The organism is Haliovirga abyssi (assembly GCF_030295325.1).
Lineage (GTDB): Bacteria > Fusobacteriota > Fusobacteriia > Fusobacteriales > Haliovirgaceae > Haliovirga > Haliovirga abyssi.
The window spans coordinates 2,189,987-2,208,561 of record NZ_AP027059.1 but is presented as its reverse complement, the minus strand read 5'-3'; the positions used below and the strand labels follow the sequence as shown (position 1 = coordinate 2,208,561).

Genomic DNA, 18,575 nt, shown 5'->3' with positions numbered 1-18,575 from the left:
ATTGACAGATAAATACAAAATTAGAAGGAGGAGAAGAAAATGAAAAAGTTAATAAAAACAGTAATAATAATGGGAATGATGGTAATATTAGGAAGTTATAGTTTTGCATTTGATATGACAGGACTAGAGGTTATGGAAAAAGTCTACAATAGAGATACAGGAAATAGTCAAACTTCTAAAATGACTATGACACTAGAAAACAGGTATGGAGATAAGAGAATTAGAAAAATATCGCAGTTTTCAAAAGATTTTGGAAAAGTTACCAAAAAAATAATGTTTTTTACAGCACCATCGGATATAAAAAATACATCTTTTATGAATTGGAGTTACGATGATGAAAATAAAAATGATGAACAATGGATATATTTACCAGCAATAAAAAGAATAAAAGCTATATCAAGTGATAGTAAAAGTGATTATTTTATGGGTTCTGATTTCACATATGATGATTTGGGAGATAGAAAACCAAAAGAGGATAATCATAAAATAATTAAAATGGAAAAATTGAATGGTGAAAATTGTTATGTTATAGAGAGTATTACAAAAGATGAAGATTATATGTACTCTAAAGTTATAAGCTGGGTTATAAAAGATAAATGGATTGGATTAAAAAGAGAATTTTATGATGAAGATGGAGAGTTATTGAAGACTTTGGAAATAAAAAAGATAGATGAAATAGATGGAATATTAACGGTAATGAAAAGTGTAATGACAAATATACAAAATAATCATAAAACAACAATTTCATTAAAAGATGTAAAGCATAATACTAATATTTCAGATAGGCAATTTACAGAAAGAATGATGAAAAGAGGTGTTAGATAATGAAAAAGATATTGTTATTGATTTCATTAGGGCTTTTATTTACTCAGGGAGTATTTGCAAATCAGTTAGAAACAACTGGTTATTTGCAAAACTACACAGGAGTTTTATTGCAGAATGGAGATTATTCCATTTTACAAAATAGCTTTAATTTGAATTTAGATTATAGTGGAGATAAAGGGAAATTACATATAAATCCAATTCTTTATAATTATAATTCTGAATCTAATATTGATTTAAAATTAAAAGAGGGATATATAGACCTTTATTTTGAAAATTTTGATTTAAGAATAGGGAAACAACAGATAATATTTGGAAAAGCTGATGGAGTATTTATTACTGATGTTATTTCTCCGAAAGATTTGACAGAATTTATATTGCCAGATTTTGATGAGATAAGGATAGGGGTTAATGCTGCTAAATTAGATTATTATTTTGGAGATACTACAGTAGAAACAGTATTTATACCAGATTTTCAAGGAGATATATTACCAGCTTCAAATTCTATTTGGGCAATAAAAAAGCCTCAGGAATTTGAGAACGCAACAATGGATTTATCTAAAATGTCAATGAAGAATAATTTGAAAAATAGTAGTTTTGCTATAAAAATTTCTTCTATAAATGATTTTTTAGATTATGAATTAATAAGTGGATATTTATGGAATTCTACACCTGTAAATAATATTTCAAAAGGGAGTTCTGGATTAGTAGTTCAACCTGAATATTATAGAAATAAAATTATAGGTGGAAGTTTTAGTAAATCAGTAGCTGGTCTTATTTTAAGAGGAGAAGGAGCATTATATATTGATAAAGCGTTGCAAACAAAAAATATTTTAAATGAAGGAGTAGTAAAAAAGAATGATTTGAATTATATGATTGGCATAGACTATAATATATTAGGTGTAAATTTAAGCAATCAAATTATTCAAGAATATATATTGGATTATAAAGATGAAGATGAGGTTATGCAAGATAAACTAAAGACTACATTAACTTTAAACATTAATGATAAGTTTTTAAGAGATACTCTATTTTGTCAACTGTTTGCATATTATAATGTAGAAACAAAAGATGCTTTAATAAAAACAAAGGTTGATTATAGCTTATTTGATGGATTTAATATAATAGGTGGAGGAGATATTTTTGTTGGAGATAGTGGACCTTTTGGACAATTTGATAATAATGATATGATTTATACAAAAGTAAAATATAGTTTTTAATATTATGATTGACCCACAAAAAGGTATTTAGTTTTCTTCATACCACTACATATAGTGTTCGAAAGTTTTTACGAAACTATATGTAGTGGTATGATTTTAGAAAACTACCTTTTTGGGTTCTAATCATGTTGTTAATTGATACTATTAATTGAGAAGATAGGTTGAAATAATTTTATGGAGAAATTCAAAATAAAATATAAAAAAAAGAGTCTCTAACAATTTTTGTTAAAGGCTCTTTTTTAAGATATAACTTTTTAAGTTTTCTATATTTTTTTTACGAATTCAGATTTTAATTTCATAGCTCCAACGCCATTAACTTTACAGTCTATATTGTGATCTCCATCCACAAGTCTAATATTTCTTACTTTAGTTCCTATTTTTATAACTGTAGAACTCCCTTTGATTTTTAAGTCTTTTATTAATGCTACAGTGTCTCCATCATTTAAAATATTTCCATTTGCATCTCTAAAAACTTTTTCGTTACTTTCATTTTCTGACTCTGGAGTCCATTCATAACCACATTCAGGACATATGAAAAGATTCCCATCGCTATAAGTATACTCCGAATTACATTCAGGACAATTTGGTAAATTATTCATTTTTGCTCTCCTTTTTTTTATTATAATTTAGTTTAAATTTATTATATCATAAATATATGGTTTTGCGAAATTTTTTTTAAAACATAAAAGATTCAGCACGAAGAAAGGAGAGCACAAAGGGTCACAAAGAGGGGATTGTGTAGAGGGATAATAAGTTTATTACTCAAAGAATAAAAAATGTTTTCTTAGTGTACCTTAGAGAACTTTGTGTCTTTGTGCTGAATCTTTTGCCATATCTAGCACTTATTTTATATTGTTAAATTATCCTTGATGGCATTGGTTAAAAAGAATTTCTTTTTATGAGAGTTGTTTTTTCAATTAAACTGTAGAACTTAGAAAAATTAAATAGAAAAGAAAGTTGACAAAACAAGTAAGAAGTGGTATATTTATTTAAGAGAAAAGTATAAATTTGATTTATAAAAACAAAATATTTCGGGGCAGGGTGTGATTCCCTACCGGCGGTAATAGTCCGCGAGGCGTAAGCTTGATTTGGTGCAATTCCAAAACCGACAGTTAAAGTCTGGATGATAGAAATTATAATTAAAAAAAAGCCCTTAGTTTTTAAACGTTCTTAGGGCTTTTTATTTTTTTGAAAATTATATATAAAAATAAAAAGAAAGGTGGTGAAATCGTTATAAGAATTTTTTTATAACGAATAAAAATGTTAAATAAAATTGAGGAAGCATTAGAAGATATTAAAAATGGTAAAATGGTTATTGTAGTAGATGATGAAAATAGAGAAAATGAAGGAGACTTAATAGCTGCAGGAGAAAAAGTTACACCTGAAATGATAAATTTTATGGCAAAATTTGGGAGAGGTCTTATTTGTGCTCCAATAACAGAAGATAGAGCAAAAGAACTAAGATTAAATTTAATGACATCTGAAAATACAGATATGTTTGGAACAGCTTTTACAATTTCAGTTGATGCAAAAGAAGGAGCTACAACAGGAATATCTGCAGGAGATAGAGCTAAAGTAGTATTTGATTTAGCAGATGAGAGTAAAAAAGCTGAAGATTTTAGAAGACCAGGGCACATTTTTCCTCTAATAGCTAAAAAAGGTGGAGTATTAAATAGAGCAGGACATACAGAAACAGCAGTAGATTTGGCTAAAATGGCAGGATTAAAACCAGTAGGAGTAATATGTGAAATATTAAAGGAAGATGGAACAATGGCAAGGCTTCCTGAATTAAGAGAATTTGCAAAAAAACATGATTTGAAAATAATTTCAATAGAAAAATTAATTGAATATAGAAATAAAACGGAAAAATTGGTAAGAAGAGTTAGTGAAGCGAAAATGCCAACTGATTATGGAATTTTTAAGATATACGCTTATGAAAATGATATAGATGGAAAAGAACATGTGGCGCTTATAAAAGGAGATGTAGAAGGAAAAGAAAATGTTTTAGTGAGAGTTCATTCAGAATGTTTAACAGGAGATGTATTTGGTTCTAGAAGATGTGATTGTGGGGATCAACTTCATACCGCGATGAAAATGGTAGAAGAAAAAGGAGAAGGAGTAATTTTATATTTAAGACAAGAAGGAAGAGGGATTGGACTTACAAATAAAATTCACGCATATCATCTGCAAGATAAAGGATATGATACAGTGGAAGCAAATGAAAAATTGGGGTTTAAAGATGATTTGAGAGATTATGGAGTGGGAGCACAAATATTAGCAGATATTGGAATGAAAAGTATAAGATTATTAACAAATAATCCAAGAAAAATAGTAGGATTAGAAGGATATGGATTAAAAATAACAGAAAGAGTTCCTATAAAAATGGAACCAAAAGTTGAAAACAGATTTTACCTTGAAACTAAAGAAGAAAAGTTAGGACATATACTTAATTTAAAAGATGAAAATAAAAAAAGTGAAAAATAAAAGATAAAAAACAGGAGATTAAACGTCTCCTGTTTTTTATAGATTTTATAACTCAGCATATATTATAAATCCTTGATTTTTTTCACTTGTATAATTAAAGGTTCCGTTAAACTCTTTAACTCTATATTCCATACTATTTAAACCAGTTCCCTTTATAATGTTATCACAACCTTTTCCACTATCAATAATGTTTATTTGGGATTTTTTATTTTTAAATTTTACTGATAAAAATACAGCTTTTGTATCAGAATATTTTAAAGAGTTTGTTAGAGCCTCTTGACATATTTTCTTTATAAAAGTATATTTTTTATTACAAAATAGTGTGTTTTCTCCAGAAATAGAGAATTTTATATTTAATCCAGCTTGTTTAAATCTATTTATTAGTAATAAAAGTTCTTCTTTTAAATCATCGCTATTTTTTTCTTTCGTAACTTTGTTATTTAAACTTTTTTTTAAGTCGTTATATCCTAAATTTAATATTTTTATAGATTCATTTATAAGATTATTAGAGAGTTCTCTATTCTTATTAAAATATATTTTAGAAGATTCTAACAGATTAATAACAAGAGTTAGAGAATGACCTAAAATATCATGTAACTCTCTTGCAACTAAATTAGAAACTTTTATTTCAGAAATTTTTTGAGATAACAAAATTCTTTGTTTCAATTGTTTATTTGAAGCAAGTATAGTTTTATTTTTTAATTCTAAATCTGATTTTAAGTTGTTTAAATCAGTAGTGTCAGTTATATTAAAAATAGTTCCTATACTGTTTTTACTATTATCTAAAATAGAAAGAGATTTAACTTCAAAATATATTTTTTTGTTATTTATATTTAATTCTGTAAATTGGACATTGACTTCATCTAATTTAGGGTTTTTATCAAACATTTTAAAATATAGCTCTCTAAAGTTATCAATTTTTACATTATATATATCAAATAGCTCTTTGGCAGAGTTATTTATTTCTATTATTTGAAAATTTTTATCAGTTAAAATAATTGCAGAATCTACATATTTAATGATATTTTCTTTTAAAATAGGGATAACATCTAAAAATTCATAGTTAAATATTATATATACAAAAATTAAAAGAGATATTGTAAAAGATAATGGTGTAATATCAAATACAAATCTAATATTAAGTTTATAAAAAAAATTTTTTAATAGACCAGAAATATAGATAAAATTAAATAAAAAGGGAAATAAAATAGCTGTTGATATAAGGTAAAGCTCTTTTTTTGTTTTTGTATAAAAAGAGTTTTTTAATTTTTTTGCACACCAAAATATACCTATGAAAATCATTAGGTATTCTATAAAAAGGTATAAATAAAAAAGTATCCCAAAACTATCACTATAAAAGGTAAAAGTTTTATAAAATAAGTGATGCCAAGGGTTTGTGATAACAGTTATTATTTGCAAAATAGGAAAAATATATATAAATAATCTAAGTTTCTTTTTAATTATTTTTTTATGTAGGTAGATATATGCAAACTCTAAAAAAGCAACACCTATAAAAGATACTGCAAAGTATTGCATTACAATAAAGAACCAACGCAAATTAACATTGTAAGAGACTGTTTTTAATATTTTAGCAATCATCCATACTATTATTAATAATTGAAGATATATAAAAGAGTATAATAGTTTGCTTTTTTTAGATTTTAAATATAGATAAAATATAGCTCCTAAAGATAGGGTTATAAATAAAATATGCCAAAATTCTATATAAAATATCTCTAATTTTAAGTTATAATTCATAATTTTTACTCCTATGGAACGTTTAAAAAATAATGTTCTCATATTAGTTTATAAAAAGGCTAGAAACATTGCCTATTTTATAAACTAAATGGGTAAGTTATTTTTCGTCCCTATATAAGATTATTTTCAATTGCAAAAATAGCTATTTGAGTTCTATCCCTTAAATCTAATTTATTTAAAATGGATGATATCTTATTTTTTATAGTTCCTTCTGCAAAATATAAACTTTTAGAAATCTCTTTATTACTTTTTCCTTGAGCAATTAATTTTATAATATCTAAATCAGTTTCTGTTAATTGAGAAGAGTTAGAATCTAATATATTTTTTCTGCTTTTTAATTTTAAAAACTCATCTATTAAAATTTTATGTACACTTGAATGAGTTATATGTAATCCTTTATATGTAAACTTTACCGCAGCAATTAGTTCTTCTGGGGAGATATCTTTTACAATATATCCATCAGCACCAGAAACAAAAGAATCTATAATGTTTTCTCTATTCTCAAAAGTAGTAAGCATTAAAATTTTTGTATTAGGAGATATTTTTTTAATTTTTTTAGCAGTCTCTATTCCATTTAATTTAGGCATATTTATATCTAATAATATAACATCTGGTTTGCTAGCTTCAACTTTTTTTATTGCTAAAATTCCATTTTCTACAATGGCATTAACTTTTAATTCCTTATCAGTTTCCAATATTAACTTTAAAGATTCTGCTAATAAAATTTGGTCATCTGCAATGATAATATTAATCATAATTCACACCTCTCGTCTCTATTTTTTAAAATTATTAACGGTATTCCTAATATCGGTTAAAATTTTTCTTGATTTATTAATAGATTTAGTTAGTATACTATATTTTTTATTTGAATTACCTTTTATAATGTTGTATGATTCCAATAATTTTACCAATTCAATAATATTGTGTCCAAGAGAATTTTGTATATTGTTTAGTAACTCCTTTTTTCTGTTTTCATAATTATACTCTTTATTTTTATCAGAGTATTTTGTTAATTGAAAATTTATATATTTCAAAGAGGTATTTTTTTTATCTAATTCCATTAGAGTAGAATAAAAAGATGAGATATCTTTAATTTTATAGATAAAAAAATAGTTACTATTTTTTTTGATTTTATCTTTAACATAAGACAGATAATATTCTTTGTTATTTAAGAAAATTTTAAAAATATTTTCTTGAGAATTAGATTCTTTTGTTAAAGTAGTTACATTAAAATTATTAAATATAGAGATTATATTATTGTTATAAATAAAATCTATGCTTTTTATATCTATAATAAAAAAATTATGATTTTTAAATAATATTTTCCCATCTATATCTGTTATTATAATAAGTTCATTTAATTTATAAATGGTGTTAGAAAATAGTTCAGGTATATAATAATCAGGCATAAATTTTAATCCCACATAAATTAAAGTAAATATTGAGATTGGGATATAATAGTAAAATAACTCTATGTTAAAAATATGAATATTTATAAAAAACAGTAAAAAAATTTCAATAAAAATAGTAAAAATTATTAATAAATTTGCCTTTATAAAATATATATTTGGTTTATATTTTATAATTTTATACATAGAGGATATAAATAGTGTAAATATATTTAGATAAAAAATTATATAAAATAGATTTGAAAAAACTATCTTATTAAAATAAATAGGATAAAAAAGTATTTTATATTTAATATTTAGTATAAAATTTAAGGTTGTTAAAGTAAAAGTAAAAATAGTAATAAAGAAAAAAATAGCAGATAAATATTTATTATCTTTTTTAATACGTTCCTTTAAAAATATTAAAATATAGAAATCAAAATAGTTTAGTATACAAAAATATGTATAGTAGATAATATTTTTTAAGTAAAAAGAGATTTTTAGACTAAAGATAACTTTATCTAAAAATAGAGAAATTACAAAAATATAATTTAATATTAAAATTATAATTAAAGAGTTATTTATAAGCTTTTTTTTTCTCCTTATGTAAAAGAAAACAGTTGATAAGGTTAATAAAATAGAAGAAAAAGTTAATATTAAAATAGCAAAAAACATATAAGGTGTATAATATCTTCCATCTCCCATAAAAAAACTCCTCTACTTTTTAGGAATGGCTTAAAAATATGAGGACATTATTTTTTAAACGTTCCTTAGCAATAAAATTATAAATATAGTATAGCCTAATATTATATAGAAATCAATAGCATCTGTAATTAAATAAGATAAAAAGAATTACTTTTGTCATTTGGTAAAAGTTACCAATACCACTATTAATAAAATATATAATAAATTATAATTAATATTACTGAGAGAAATAATAAGAGGAGGCTATTTAAATGAAAAAGAGAATAATTATTTTACTAGGAACATTGGTGTTAATGTTAAATTTAGGAGGGTGTTTTTCAAGTACAACTCCAGAAACAGAAGAGAAAAATATAGAAAAATCTATTGTAATAACTTCTGACAAATTAGAAATTGAGGCAAATGGAGTAGAGAAAACAACACTAAAAGCAATAGAAAAGGATGGAAATGGTGTCGAAAAAGAGATAACAACAGATATTGCATATTATGTTAATGGTGAGAGTATAACTGGAAATGTTTTTACTACAACTAAAGAGGGGGAATATAGCATAAAAGCCAAATACAAAGATTTGGAGAGTAATATATTAAAAATAAAAGCAGTAAAAACACCAGTAAAAATATCAGATAAAGCAGTTGTTTTAGATGAAGATACCAAAAATAAGATAGATGAAGTTGATATAGATAATAATAAAATTATATTTTCAGTTGGAGAGGAGATTCCTTATAAAAAAGATGATATAATAGTATCTGGAGTAAGTGATAAGTTTCCAAAAGGATTATTGGTAAAAGTTGATAGTATTATAGAGAAAAATGGAAAAAAAGAGATTATTTTTAAGCCAGCAAAGATAACTGACGTTGTAGAACAAGCAAAAGTAAATAAAAAAATTAAATTAACTAAAAATGATATAAAGAGAGTTTCTACAAATTATAGAGGGATAAAAATATCAAGAGTAGATGAAGCAAGAGATATGGTTTGTCAGATAAATACAGTTGTATATGATGAAGACAATGATGAAAACACAACAGATGACCAAATAAAATTGGAGGGAGAGTTATCTATAGATCCTGGAATAGATTTTGATATAGATATATCTGGATTTACAATAAAAGAGTTTGGCTTTGGGGTAGATAGTAATATCTCTGGTAATTTAAAAATAACTGGAAATTTACATAAAACTTGGGATAAGGAAGTAAAATTAATTAGTTATTCATTTATGCCATTTAATATATTTATAGGAAATGTACCAATAGTAATAACTCCATCTATGTATTTGGTAGTTGGAAGTAATGGAGAGATAAATGGTAAATTTAAATACTCTTTATCGGAACAAGCAACAGCTGAAGTTAAAATAAGCTATAGTAATGGAGAGTGGGGAGGAAAAAGAGAATTAAATAATAATTTTGATTTTTCTCAACCTGAAATTGAAGCAAATGCAAAGTTTAAAATGTATACAGGAGCAAAATTTGAAGTAGCTTTATATACAAATGCAGTATTAGCAGGAACTGGAAAAGTATTGTTATATTTCAGAGGAGAAGCAGATATAGATAAAAATCCATGGTGGAATGTATATGGAGGAATAGAAGCAATAATAGGATTTAATGGTTTAGGATTAGATGGATATGAATATACAATGCCTATTTATGAAAAGAAAATAGTATCAGCAGAGTATTTTAATGATGGAGATGGAGAATATAAACCAGAAGAGGTGCCAGAATTAGAAAAAGGGTGGATAAAAAAATATAAATTTTATGGAAATATTCCAACTATGGATGAAATTTTAAGTGGAGCAGAAATGCCAGAAAATCCAATAATGTTAATGGGGTATTATGACTATAAGGATATAGTTACAAATGGAGAAAATGGATTTATGGCATTAGCAAGTGCACCATTTCAATTTTCAATGTTAACAAATTATGATAAAGATGGAAATATCATTTTTAATAAATTTGCAAAGGTTAAAGTTGAAGGAGAGAAGTTAACATTATTTCTTAATAAAATAAAAAAAATTAGTGATGGATATATTGTAGCTGGAATTACAGGTGAGGGAGTTATTATAGCAAAATTAAATGAAAATGGAGAAAGTGTTTGGGGAAAAGTTTTAAATGTAGATGTAGGCGGATTAACTTTAGAGACTCATTTAGCTAAAATAACACAAGATAAATTTATAGTATCATTTGGCGGGAGTTTTATGATTGTAAATTCCAATGGAGTAATTGAAAAGAAGGAAAAAATGACATATAATGTTTTTCCAGATCAAGAAGGAGAAGAGGGAGTATTTGTAGATATAATTGGAGCAGCACCTGTAAAAGATGGGTATGTAGTAATAGGTAATGTAAATAGAGGAGTATTTATTCCACAAGGTGTAATGATAAAATATGATGAAAATTGGAATAAAGTTTGGGATAAATATATAATAATTGATAATTTAGATGATGATCAAGAGGCATTAGCAACAAGGTTTGATTCTATAGTTACATCGGAAGATGAAGGATTTTATATTTCAGGATGGGCTGAAAAAGGAGGATTTATAGCTAAATTTTCACAAAATGGAGATTTGAAATGGAATAGAGTAATGAATGAGATAGATTATCCATTTACAGATTTAGAAGTTGTAGCTGATGTTGGTGTAATTGGAATGGCAAAAGTTTTGATAGATGAGGGTTATGCTACAGATTTTATTAAATTTTCAAGTGATGGTGTATATGGATGGTCCAAAAGAGTTACAGGAGAAGGGGAAAGTGTAGAATTTAATGGAGTTTTTAAAAGAGATGATAATAAAATGTTATATGCAGCAGGTGCAATTGGAGAGGTAGATTCAAATGGTTATAAAAGCAAAAATCCAGCACTATTATCAGTAACGCCAACAGGGGAAATAGAATTAAAAACCACAACTTTAAAAGCTGAAAACTTTATAAATAGTGTATTAACTAATGTTGGAATTATTTCTGATGTAGGGACTTATGAAATATCTGATTTAAATGTAGAAGAAAAAGATGCAGAACTTATAATGCAAGATTGTAAAGAGGAATTTATAGATAGATATTAAAATTAAATGTAAAGAATAGTAAAAAAATCATAAAGAAGCAATTTTTTTAATAAAAATTGCTTCTTTATTTTTATTCTCTTGACTTTTTATTGTTTCATTTCGACTATAAATAGTGTATAATATAAAAAGGAAGAGATAAAAGATGAAGAGATTAAAAAAATTATTATTAATAATTAGTTTTGGAGGTTGCTTTGGAGAATTTCTAGAAGTAAAAAAATAGGGATAATAGAAGTAGATATAAAAAGAGGATAATGTAAAAAATAATAATTAAGGATGTGAATTTATGGAAAATATATTTTATGTTATAATGTTTTTTACAATTTACTCATTTTTAGGATGGATTTTAGAAGTGGTATATCGTTCTTATAGACAGAAAAGATTTGTAAATGCTGGATTTTTGATGGGGCCATTCACCCCTATTTATGGAATTGGGGCCTTAACAGTTGTTTGGATAAATAATAGTTTGAATAATGGAAAATTTGATAATATAGCTTTAAAAAGTTTAATATTTTTTATTATTTTAACAATTATAGAATATATTGTAGGAGAATTATTAGAAATGATATATAAAGTTAAGTTGTGGGATTATTCTAAGGACAGATTTAATATCGGTGGAAAAGTATGTTTAAAATTTTCATTAGCATGGATGGTATTAGCAATTATATTTAATTATGAAATACATCCATTTTTTAAAAAAATCTTATATAAACAAAATCCTGAAATATTAGAAGGAATATCTGTTATGATGATATTATATTTTATAACAGATTTAATTATATCTTCTAATGCTTTAAGTAGATTTAAGAGGAAAATATTATTCTTTAAAGAAAATCATGAAAATCTAAATAACTTAGAGATAGAAAAGATTTTTTTATCAACAATAAGATTGACAAAAGCCTTTCCAAATTTAAGTGGATTTATATATAAAAATATATCTGATAGTCTTAGCCAAAGAGTAGGGAAAATCATATCTTTAATAAATAGCAAAAAAATAGAGTATGAAAAAGGAAAAACTCCTTCTGAGGAGGAGTATTATAATATTGTAAAGGATATTATAGAGAATAAAGAATTTTTAAAATTAAAGAATTTTTATCATCATAATTCATCAATATATAAACATGTATTAGAAGTTTCATATTTATCTTATAAAATAAGTAAATATATAGGAGCTGATTATAAATCAACAGCAAGAGGGGGACTTTTGCATGATTTTTTCTTATATGATTGGAGAAATCATAGTGAGCCGGATTTAGCAAAGAATAAGTTACATGGGTTTGCACATCCAAAGATAGCATTAAAAAATTCAGAAAAGAATTTTAAGTTAAATAAAATAGAAAAGGATATAATAATAAAACATATGTGGCCATTAACAATTATACCGCCAAGATATAAGGAATCTTTTATAGTTACTTTTGTAGATAAATATCTAGCAACAAAAGAGTTTGCAACTTCTTTTACAGGGAAGTTAAAAAATATTTTAGATTAGGGAGAGCAATAATATTTTTCTCTACAAAAACTTGACAATTTATAAAACGGAAGTTAGAATAAAAATATAAAGGGGTGGTTATTATGAGCTTAAAGAAAATTTTTAATTTTGTTTTTTCTGGTTTTTTAATTTTTAGTATATTTGTACTTTTTTTTACTACTAAAATATTTCAAAATAATTTATTAAAAACAAAATATAGTGCTCAAAAAAAGATTATATCTAAAGAGTTAAATAAAAAAGGAGTTATTTTAAATTTAATTATTGATGAAATTAAAAATGATGAAAAAGTACAACTATATTTTTACAATAATCAAAAAAAAGAATTATTTGATTATTTAAATACACAATATGATTTAAATAATTTAAAAATAAAATATGCAATATCTATTATACATTTTCATACAAAGGATATTAAATCATTTTTAAGAACTAATAATTATGATAAATCTGGAGATGACTTAAGTTGGAGAAAAACAATCGTTGCATCTAATAAAAATAAAAAAAATATTAAAGGTATTGAAATTGGAAAAAGTGGACTTATACTTCGATATGTTTCTCCTGTTTATTATGATAATAAATTTATAGGTACAGTGGAAGCGGGTATTCAATTAAATAAAAAGTTTTTATCTAATTTAGAGAATGAAAATATTTTATATCAAGTATATAATTGGAAAAATGAAAAAGAAGATAATATGTTTTATGAAGATGGTAATAATAAATTTGAAAATATTTTTAATTTAACTCAAATTAAAAAATATATACTTGATAATAATGATAAAATTTTTGATAAAAATTTTGGCTTTTTTAAATATATAAATTCTAATATGTATGTTGCAAATTATTTAACAGATTTTAATGGTAAAATTATAGGTGCTATTTTAACAAAAGAAGATATATCATTATTACAAAATATTTTTTACGAAGTTATAAAAAATATTTTGTATATTGGGATTTTTATATTATTAATTTCTATTCCAATATATATATATATTATAAAAAGTATATTATCTAAAGTTTTATTAATTGAAAATATTTCTGAAAATATTAAAATGAATAATTATAATTCAATTAGTAAAATTAATGTAAATTCAAACTCTAAAAATGAATTAGAGAAAAGCTCTTTTAAGTTAAAAGAAAGCATTTTATTTTTAAAAAATATTTTAATGGATATTTTTTCTAGTTTTAAAAAAACTATTTTATATATAAATAAATTTAAGAGAGAACTATTATTAAATGGAGATTTAATGGATGATACTATAAACAGATTGGGAGAAACTAATAATAATATTAACAGTATAAATAGTTCTTTAGAGGAAATTAAACTTAGTGAAGAAAAAGTTTCTAACGGATCTTTTATAGTTGCAGAAAGTGCTCAAAATATTTCTTTATCTATAAATGAGTTGATAGAAACTTCTAATACTAGCAGTAAAGCTATTAATGGTATAAATGGACAAGTAAAAGAGTTAAAAGTATTTGCAGAAAATTTTAAAAAACAAACTAATGATTTAGTAATTAAAGCAAATAATATAGAAGAAATTATTACTGCTATTAATAACATTACTGAACAAACTAATTTACTTGCATTAAATGCTGCAATAGAAGCAGCTAGGGCTGGAGAAGCGGGGAAAGGGTTTGCCGTAGTTGCTAATGAAATTAGAACTTTAGCTGAAAATTCTAAAAAAGCAACAAATAGCATAGATGATATATTAAAAAATATTAAAGCTCAAATATCTGAAGTTAATAAAAATGGTAATCAAATAGGTATGAGCGTTACTAAATCTGAAGAAAATATTGAAAAAGTTGTTGCAGGAAGTTATAATATTGATAAAAAAATTGAAGATATTTCAGAAGAGATAAATAATCTAACTGCTATAAGTGAAGAGCAATCTTCTTTTAATACAGAAATAGTTAATGTTCTTAAAGATACAACTACTAAAATTTTTAATACAAATGATAATATTAAACAAATTTTTACTGAATTTAAGTCTATTAAAAATTATATTAATACTACAATAGATAATACAATTGATGAAAGTAATGAACTTAATGTTAGTTTTTCAAAATTACTAAATAATTTTAATTTATATTCAATAAAAGATATTAAAAATTTTTTAAAAGAGATGAAGAAGGCTCATATTACATATGTAGAAAAATTAGGAGTTCAAGTTAAAAAGCATTTAATTGAGGAATATTTAGAAGAAAATGAATATCAATGTAGTTTTGGAATAACTTATTATTCAACAAAGCCACCAATAGAAATTAAAGAGCTTTGGGAAAAGATATTAGTGCCTCATAAAAATATTCATAATAATACTAAATCGATTTATGAACAACTTAAAAAGAATAACTTTGAAAAGGCTATGGAACTATATCAAGATACGTTAGCAAATAAAGAGATAGTGTTAAATCTTATTGATGAAATAATGAAAATATTGGATTGATTTTAAAAAAACAAATAAAAAAGGACTTGTTTTAACAGGTCCTTTTTTATTATATTTAAACTTAAAGAGATATAATTACACTTTACAGAAGAAAAATTGCAGAATACAATAAATCTATTTGAAAAAACATTATTATCTAGTATAATATTATTATATGAAATAAACTTTAACTCAAATAACTAACAAATCAATATTATCTCAAATATTACTAAAAAAAAGATACTGAAAAAATTAATATGAAATTAAGGAGGTGACAAATGAAAGCATCTTTAATTTGCGAAGATAAAAAATTTAAAATTATAAAAACTCTATTAGAAGCAAAAGGTATAGAGTTAGATTTAAATGCAAATACTGTCTTTATAGATGAAACTATAAATGTAGAAAAAGATAATAAAATTTATATTTTATTTAATAGCGAAAATTTAAATCAATTTTTAGATTTTTTAGATGAATTTTTTTGTAATAACAGCAACTCTAATAAAGATTTTATAGCTGGGAAAGATGATGAGGAGATAAAATTAATTTCTCTTAAAAAAGTCCAATTTTTTGAAGCAGATAATAATAATATATACTGCATTGTTGAAAATGAGAAAAAAATATATAAAATAAAAGAGAAGTTGTACGAATTAGAAGAAAAATTAGATTCAAAGGAATTTATGAGAGTCAGCAAATCTAATATAGTTAGTATAAGAAATATAAGTCAAATTATCCCATGGTTTGATAATAAACTGATTATTAAATTTGAAGGGACAAATAAAAAAGTTGAAGTTACAAGGACATATTTAAAAAAATTTAAAAAATATTTAGGAGTGTGATGAAATTTATGGAGAAGATAATAAAGTTAATAAAGGAAATATTACTATTTATGTTTATAGGAATAGTTATAGATGGTTTTTATTTAATTGGAGTGTTAAGTAATTATGTTGAGGGTAAAATAATAATAATATCTTTACTTATAAGTGGATTAATAGGAATAATTATAGGATATATTTCTAAGTATGTTTTTATATTTGTTCTTAGGAAAACAATAAATATGAGATTAACAATTATTTGTGAGGTAATTTTAGTTATGGTCTTAACTTCTGGTGTATCTTATTTTAGTGGCGGAAGAGATATATTAAATTTGTTAATATTACCGATTTTGGGTGCAAGTTTTTCAGGTGTGATTATATATATTTTTTATTCATCTTTTATTAACATGAAATTAAAAGATTTGCAAAAAAAATTAAAAGATATATGATGGGAAAGATAATTGACAATGGATAATTGATAATTAACAATTTAAAAGTAGGATTCAAAATAAGAAATAACAAAATAATTTTAATTATAATAGGGAGGAGAATCAAATGAAAAAACAAAGAGTTCCAGAAACAAACCATGGAATTACAGGAGAAATGCTTGTTCAAGATTATGATGAAATGCAAAAAAAACTTTGTGAACGTGGACTTTTAAAAACAAATGAGATAATAAAATCGGGAATTATAGAAGGTGAAGTTTTAGAAATTGGGCCTGGACCTGGATATTTAGGACTTGAGTGGTTAAAAAAATGTTCGAATGCCTCTCTCTCTTGGTTAGATATAAGCGAAGATATGATAAAATTGGCTAAAATTAATGCAGAAAAATATGGTGTTAAGGAAAATCTTACAATAAAGATGGGGGATGCGACTGAACAACTTCCTTTTTCTGACTGTTTTTTTGATGGAGTTTTTACAGCTAATTCACTTCATGAATGGGAAAATCCGGTAAATGTAATAAATGAGATAGAAAGAGTATTAAAAGTTGGTGGTAATTTTTTCATTGGGGATTTAAAAAGAAATACAAATCCATTGATTTTCTTATTAATGAAGGCAAATTTAAAAAAACAAGTAATGAAACAGGGGTTGAAATCTTCAATTAATGCAGCATATACCAAAAATGAAATATTATTGTTATTAAAAGAAAGCAATTTCAAAACCTATGAAGTAACAGAAAATTATTTTGGATTATCAATATTTGGGAAAAAAGTTGATAAATGAAACTATGGTACGTATGTAAAATGAATAGTCAGAAAACTTATGATAGTGTCAAAAGTTTATGAAAGATACAATGTAAATTTTGATGAGAATTTATTTTGACACACCTCATTTCTTATTGTAGTTTTCTCCTAACTTAGGAGAAAACTATAGCGTGGATATTGGATTTGTTGTTTTACTCCCTTCTCCTAAGATAGGAGAAGGGCTGGGGATGAGGTCTGAAAAGTATTTGAAATTATATTAGAAATTATTGTATAGAAATAAAATTTAGCATTAAATAGTTATTTGTTTTGGGAGAGGAGTCAAATATAACGTGCAAAGATAACAAATATAAAGGGTAGTGGATTAAAAAGGCAACTTTTATTTGACACTACCAAAAAATAAGGAGGAGATAAGAATGAAAAAAGTATTAATAGTTTTGTTAGCAACAATTATGTTTTCAACAGTAGCATTTGGTAATGGAAAAAGGTTAAAAGAAAAAAGAATTAATAATAAAGAAATGATGAATTTTGAACTGAATGATGAACAAGGAATGGTTGGAAATGGCGGTCCATTATTAAGTGTATTATTTTTAGACCTTTCAGAATTAAATGTAAAATTAAAATCAGCTGGATTTAAAGAATTGGAAGGGCAAAAATATGGAAATTATAATGTGATGTATGCTTTTGGTGGCGGTGGAATAGGTGGAACTTTCAAAAATAGATTTGGAGGATATGGAGCAACTGGAAGGATAATGAGTATAATTGGAGATAAAAAAGTTAAATTGGAAATAGGATATGGCGGATTTGTATATGAAAAAGGTCTTTTTTTAATAAAAAGCACAGGTACAAACGTAAGTGCTGGATTTTTGTTTGGTGGAGGAAATGCAACTTTAACACTAATATATGATGATATAAAAAATGAGTTTGGAGAAGTTATTGCAGCTCCACATTCAAATATATTAACAAAAGAATATTTAATGTTTGCACCAAGATTAAATATTCATCAAAGAATAGGAAGCTTTATTTCATTAGATTTATCTGCTGAATATATGATGAATTTAGATTTACAAGGGAAATGGCAACTAGATGACGAAGAAATAGATGGACCACTTTCTAATTCTCAAAGTCCTGTATTTGGAGCTAGATTGAGTTTTGGAATTTAATATTAGTTTGGGAATGGTTAAAAAAAAAGATTAGCCACCAATTCACACCAATTTACACAAATAAAAAATAA

General features: G+C 24.4%; 14 protein-coding genes and 1 riboswitch. Of the genes, 10 read left to right on the top strand and 4 right to left on the bottom strand.

Features of this window, described 5'->3' with window-relative positions:
- Positions 1 to 39 precede the first annotated feature (39 nt).
- Both RDY08_RS09620 and RDY08_RS09615 read left to right on the top strand, forming a co-directional pair.
- The gene (locus RDY08_RS09620) at positions 40 to 825 is read left to right on the top strand and encodes an outer membrane lipoprotein-sorting protein (RefSeq protein WP_307904199.1); all 786 of its coding nucleotides are present in this window, start codon (positions 40 to 42) and stop codon (positions 823 to 825) included.
- The gene (locus RDY08_RS09615) at positions 825 to 2,042 is read left to right on the top strand and encodes a DUF1302 family protein (protein WP_307904197.1); all 1,218 of its coding nucleotides are present in this window, start codon (positions 825 to 827) and stop codon (positions 2,040 to 2,042) included. The genes RDY08_RS09620 and RDY08_RS09615 overlap by 1 nt, the downstream gene beginning before the upstream one ends.
- A 263-nt stretch (positions 2,043 to 2,305) precedes the next feature.
- Here the strand turns inward: RDY08_RS09615 and RDY08_RS09610 are convergent, their stop codons facing one another.
- Entirely contained in the window at positions 2,306 to 2,641 is a 336-nt protein-coding gene (locus RDY08_RS09610; protein ID WP_307904195.1) for a zinc ribbon domain-containing protein YjdM, read from the bottom strand.
- Between the two features lie 424 nt (positions 2,642 to 3,065).
- Positions 3,066 to 3,181, top strand: a riboswitch (FMN riboswitch).
- 121 nt (positions 3,182 to 3,302) lie between these two features.
- Between RDY08_RS09610 and RDY08_RS09605 the strand changes: the two genes are divergently transcribed.
- Positions 3,303 to 4,526, top strand: coding sequence for a bifunctional 3,4-dihydroxy-2-butanone-4-phosphate synthase/GTP cyclohydrolase II (locus RDY08_RS09605; RefSeq protein WP_307904193.1), 1,224 nt, complete (start codon positions 3,303 to 3,305; stop codon positions 4,524 to 4,526).
- A gap of 45 nt (positions 4,527 to 4,571) precedes the next feature.
- Here RDY08_RS09605 and RDY08_RS09600 read toward each other — a convergent pair whose 3' ends face one another.
- From RDY08_RS09600 to RDY08_RS09590, 3 genes are all read right to left on the bottom strand, one after another.
- Positions 4,572 to 6,284: a sensor histidine kinase gene (locus RDY08_RS09600; RefSeq protein ID WP_307904192.1), complete on the bottom strand. Its 1,713-nt coding sequence runs from the start codon at positions 6,282 to 6,284 to the stop codon at positions 4,572 to 4,574.
- A 110-nt stretch (positions 6,285 to 6,394) separates the two neighbouring features.
- Positions 6,395 to 7,039 (bottom strand): response regulator, encoded by a 645-nt coding sequence (locus RDY08_RS09595; RefSeq protein WP_307904190.1) that lies wholly within the window; start codon positions 7,037 to 7,039, stop codon positions 6,395 to 6,397.
- Between the two features lie 18 nt (positions 7,040 to 7,057).
- Complete coding sequence (locus RDY08_RS09590; RefSeq protein ID WP_307904189.1) at positions 7,058 to 7,693, bottom strand: hypothetical protein; 636 nt, start codon at positions 7,691 to 7,693, stop codon at positions 7,058 to 7,060.
- Positions 7,694 to 8,628: 935 nt separating this feature from the next.
- Between RDY08_RS09590 and RDY08_RS09585 the strand changes: the two genes are divergently transcribed.
- The 7 genes from RDY08_RS09585 to RDY08_RS09555 all read left to right on the top strand — a co-directional run bounded on the left by RDY08_RS09585 (position 8,629) and on the right by RDY08_RS09555 (position 18,504).
- The gene (locus RDY08_RS09585; RefSeq protein ID WP_307904188.1) at positions 8,629 to 11,421 is read left to right on the top strand and encodes a hypothetical protein; all 2,793 of its coding nucleotides are present in this window, start codon (positions 8,629 to 8,631) and stop codon (positions 11,419 to 11,421) included.
- Positions 11,422 to 11,704: 283 nt separating this feature from the next.
- Complete coding sequence (locus RDY08_RS09580) at positions 11,705 to 12,907, top strand: putative ABC transporter permease (RefSeq protein ID WP_307904187.1); 1,203 nt, start codon at positions 11,705 to 11,707, stop codon at positions 12,905 to 12,907.
- 83 nt (positions 12,908 to 12,990) lie between these two features.
- Positions 12,991 to 15,348 (top strand): methyl-accepting chemotaxis protein, encoded by a 2,358-nt coding sequence (locus tag RDY08_RS09575; RefSeq protein WP_307904186.1) that lies wholly within the window; start codon positions 12,991 to 12,993, stop codon positions 15,346 to 15,348.
- Between the two features lie 257 nt (positions 15,349 to 15,605).
- Entirely contained in the window at positions 15,606 to 16,163 is a 558-nt protein-coding gene (locus RDY08_RS09570; protein ID WP_307904185.1) for a LytTR family DNA-binding domain-containing protein, read from the top strand.
- Positions 16,164 to 16,171: 8 nt separating this feature from the next.
- On the top strand, positions 16,172 to 16,588 hold the full coding sequence (locus RDY08_RS09565; RefSeq protein ID WP_307904184.1) for a hypothetical protein: 417 nt from the start codon (positions 16,172 to 16,174) through the stop codon (positions 16,586 to 16,588).
- 106 nt (positions 16,589 to 16,694) lie between these two features.
- The gene (locus tag RDY08_RS09560; protein WP_307904183.1) at positions 16,695 to 17,363 is read left to right on the top strand and encodes a class I SAM-dependent methyltransferase; all 669 of its coding nucleotides are present in this window, start codon (positions 16,695 to 16,697) and stop codon (positions 17,361 to 17,363) included.
- 394 nt (positions 17,364 to 17,757) lie between these two features.
- Positions 17,758 to 18,504: a hypothetical protein gene (locus RDY08_RS09555; RefSeq protein ID WP_307904182.1), complete on the top strand. Its 747-nt coding sequence runs from the start codon at positions 17,758 to 17,760 to the stop codon at positions 18,502 to 18,504.
- Positions 18,505 to 18,575 lie beyond the last annotated feature (71 nt).

Bases quoted from the DNA above. Each gene is read 5' to 3' on its own strand.
- RDY08_RS09620 (WP_307904199.1), top strand. From the start codon at position 40: ATGAAAAAGTTAATAAAAACAGTAATAATAATGGGAATGATGGTAATA.
- RDY08_RS09615 (WP_307904197.1), top strand. From the start codon at position 825: ATGAAAAAGATATTGTTATTGATTTCATTAGGGCTTTTATTTACTCAG.
- RDY08_RS09610 (WP_307904195.1), bottom strand. From the start codon at position 2,641: ATGAATAATTTACCAAATTGTCCTGAATGTAATTCGGAGTATACTTAT.
- RDY08_RS09605 (WP_307904193.1), top strand. From the start codon at position 3,303: ATGTTAAATAAAATTGAGGAAGCATTAGAAGATATTAAAAATGGTAAA.
- RDY08_RS09600 (WP_307904192.1), bottom strand. From the start codon at position 6,284: ATGAATTATAACTTAAAATTAGAGATATTTTATATAGAATTTTGGCAT.
- RDY08_RS09595 (WP_307904190.1), bottom strand. From the start codon at position 7,039: ATGATTAATATTATCATTGCAGATGACCAAATTTTATTAGCAGAATCT.
- RDY08_RS09590 (WP_307904189.1), bottom strand. From the start codon at position 7,693: ATGCCTGATTATTATATACCTGAACTATTTTCTAACACCATTTATAAA.
- RDY08_RS09585 (WP_307904188.1), top strand. From the start codon at position 8,629: ATGAAAAAGAGAATAATTATTTTACTAGGAACATTGGTGTTAATGTTA.
- RDY08_RS09580 (WP_307904187.1), top strand. From the start codon at position 11,705: ATGGAAAATATATTTTATGTTATAATGTTTTTTACAATTTACTCATTT.
- RDY08_RS09575 (WP_307904186.1), top strand. From the start codon at position 12,991: ATGAGCTTAAAGAAAATTTTTAATTTTGTTTTTTCTGGTTTTTTAATT.
- RDY08_RS09570 (WP_307904185.1), top strand. From the start codon at position 15,606: ATGAAAGCATCTTTAATTTGCGAAGATAAAAAATTTAAAATTATAAAA.
- RDY08_RS09565 (WP_307904184.1), top strand. From the start codon at position 16,172: ATGGAGAAGATAATAAAGTTAATAAAGGAAATATTACTATTTATGTTT.
- RDY08_RS09560 (WP_307904183.1), top strand. From the start codon at position 16,695: ATGAAAAAACAAAGAGTTCCAGAAACAAACCATGGAATTACAGGAGAA.
- RDY08_RS09555 (WP_307904182.1), top strand. From the start codon at position 17,758: ATGAAAAAAGTATTAATAGTTTTGTTAGCAACAATTATGTTTTCAACA.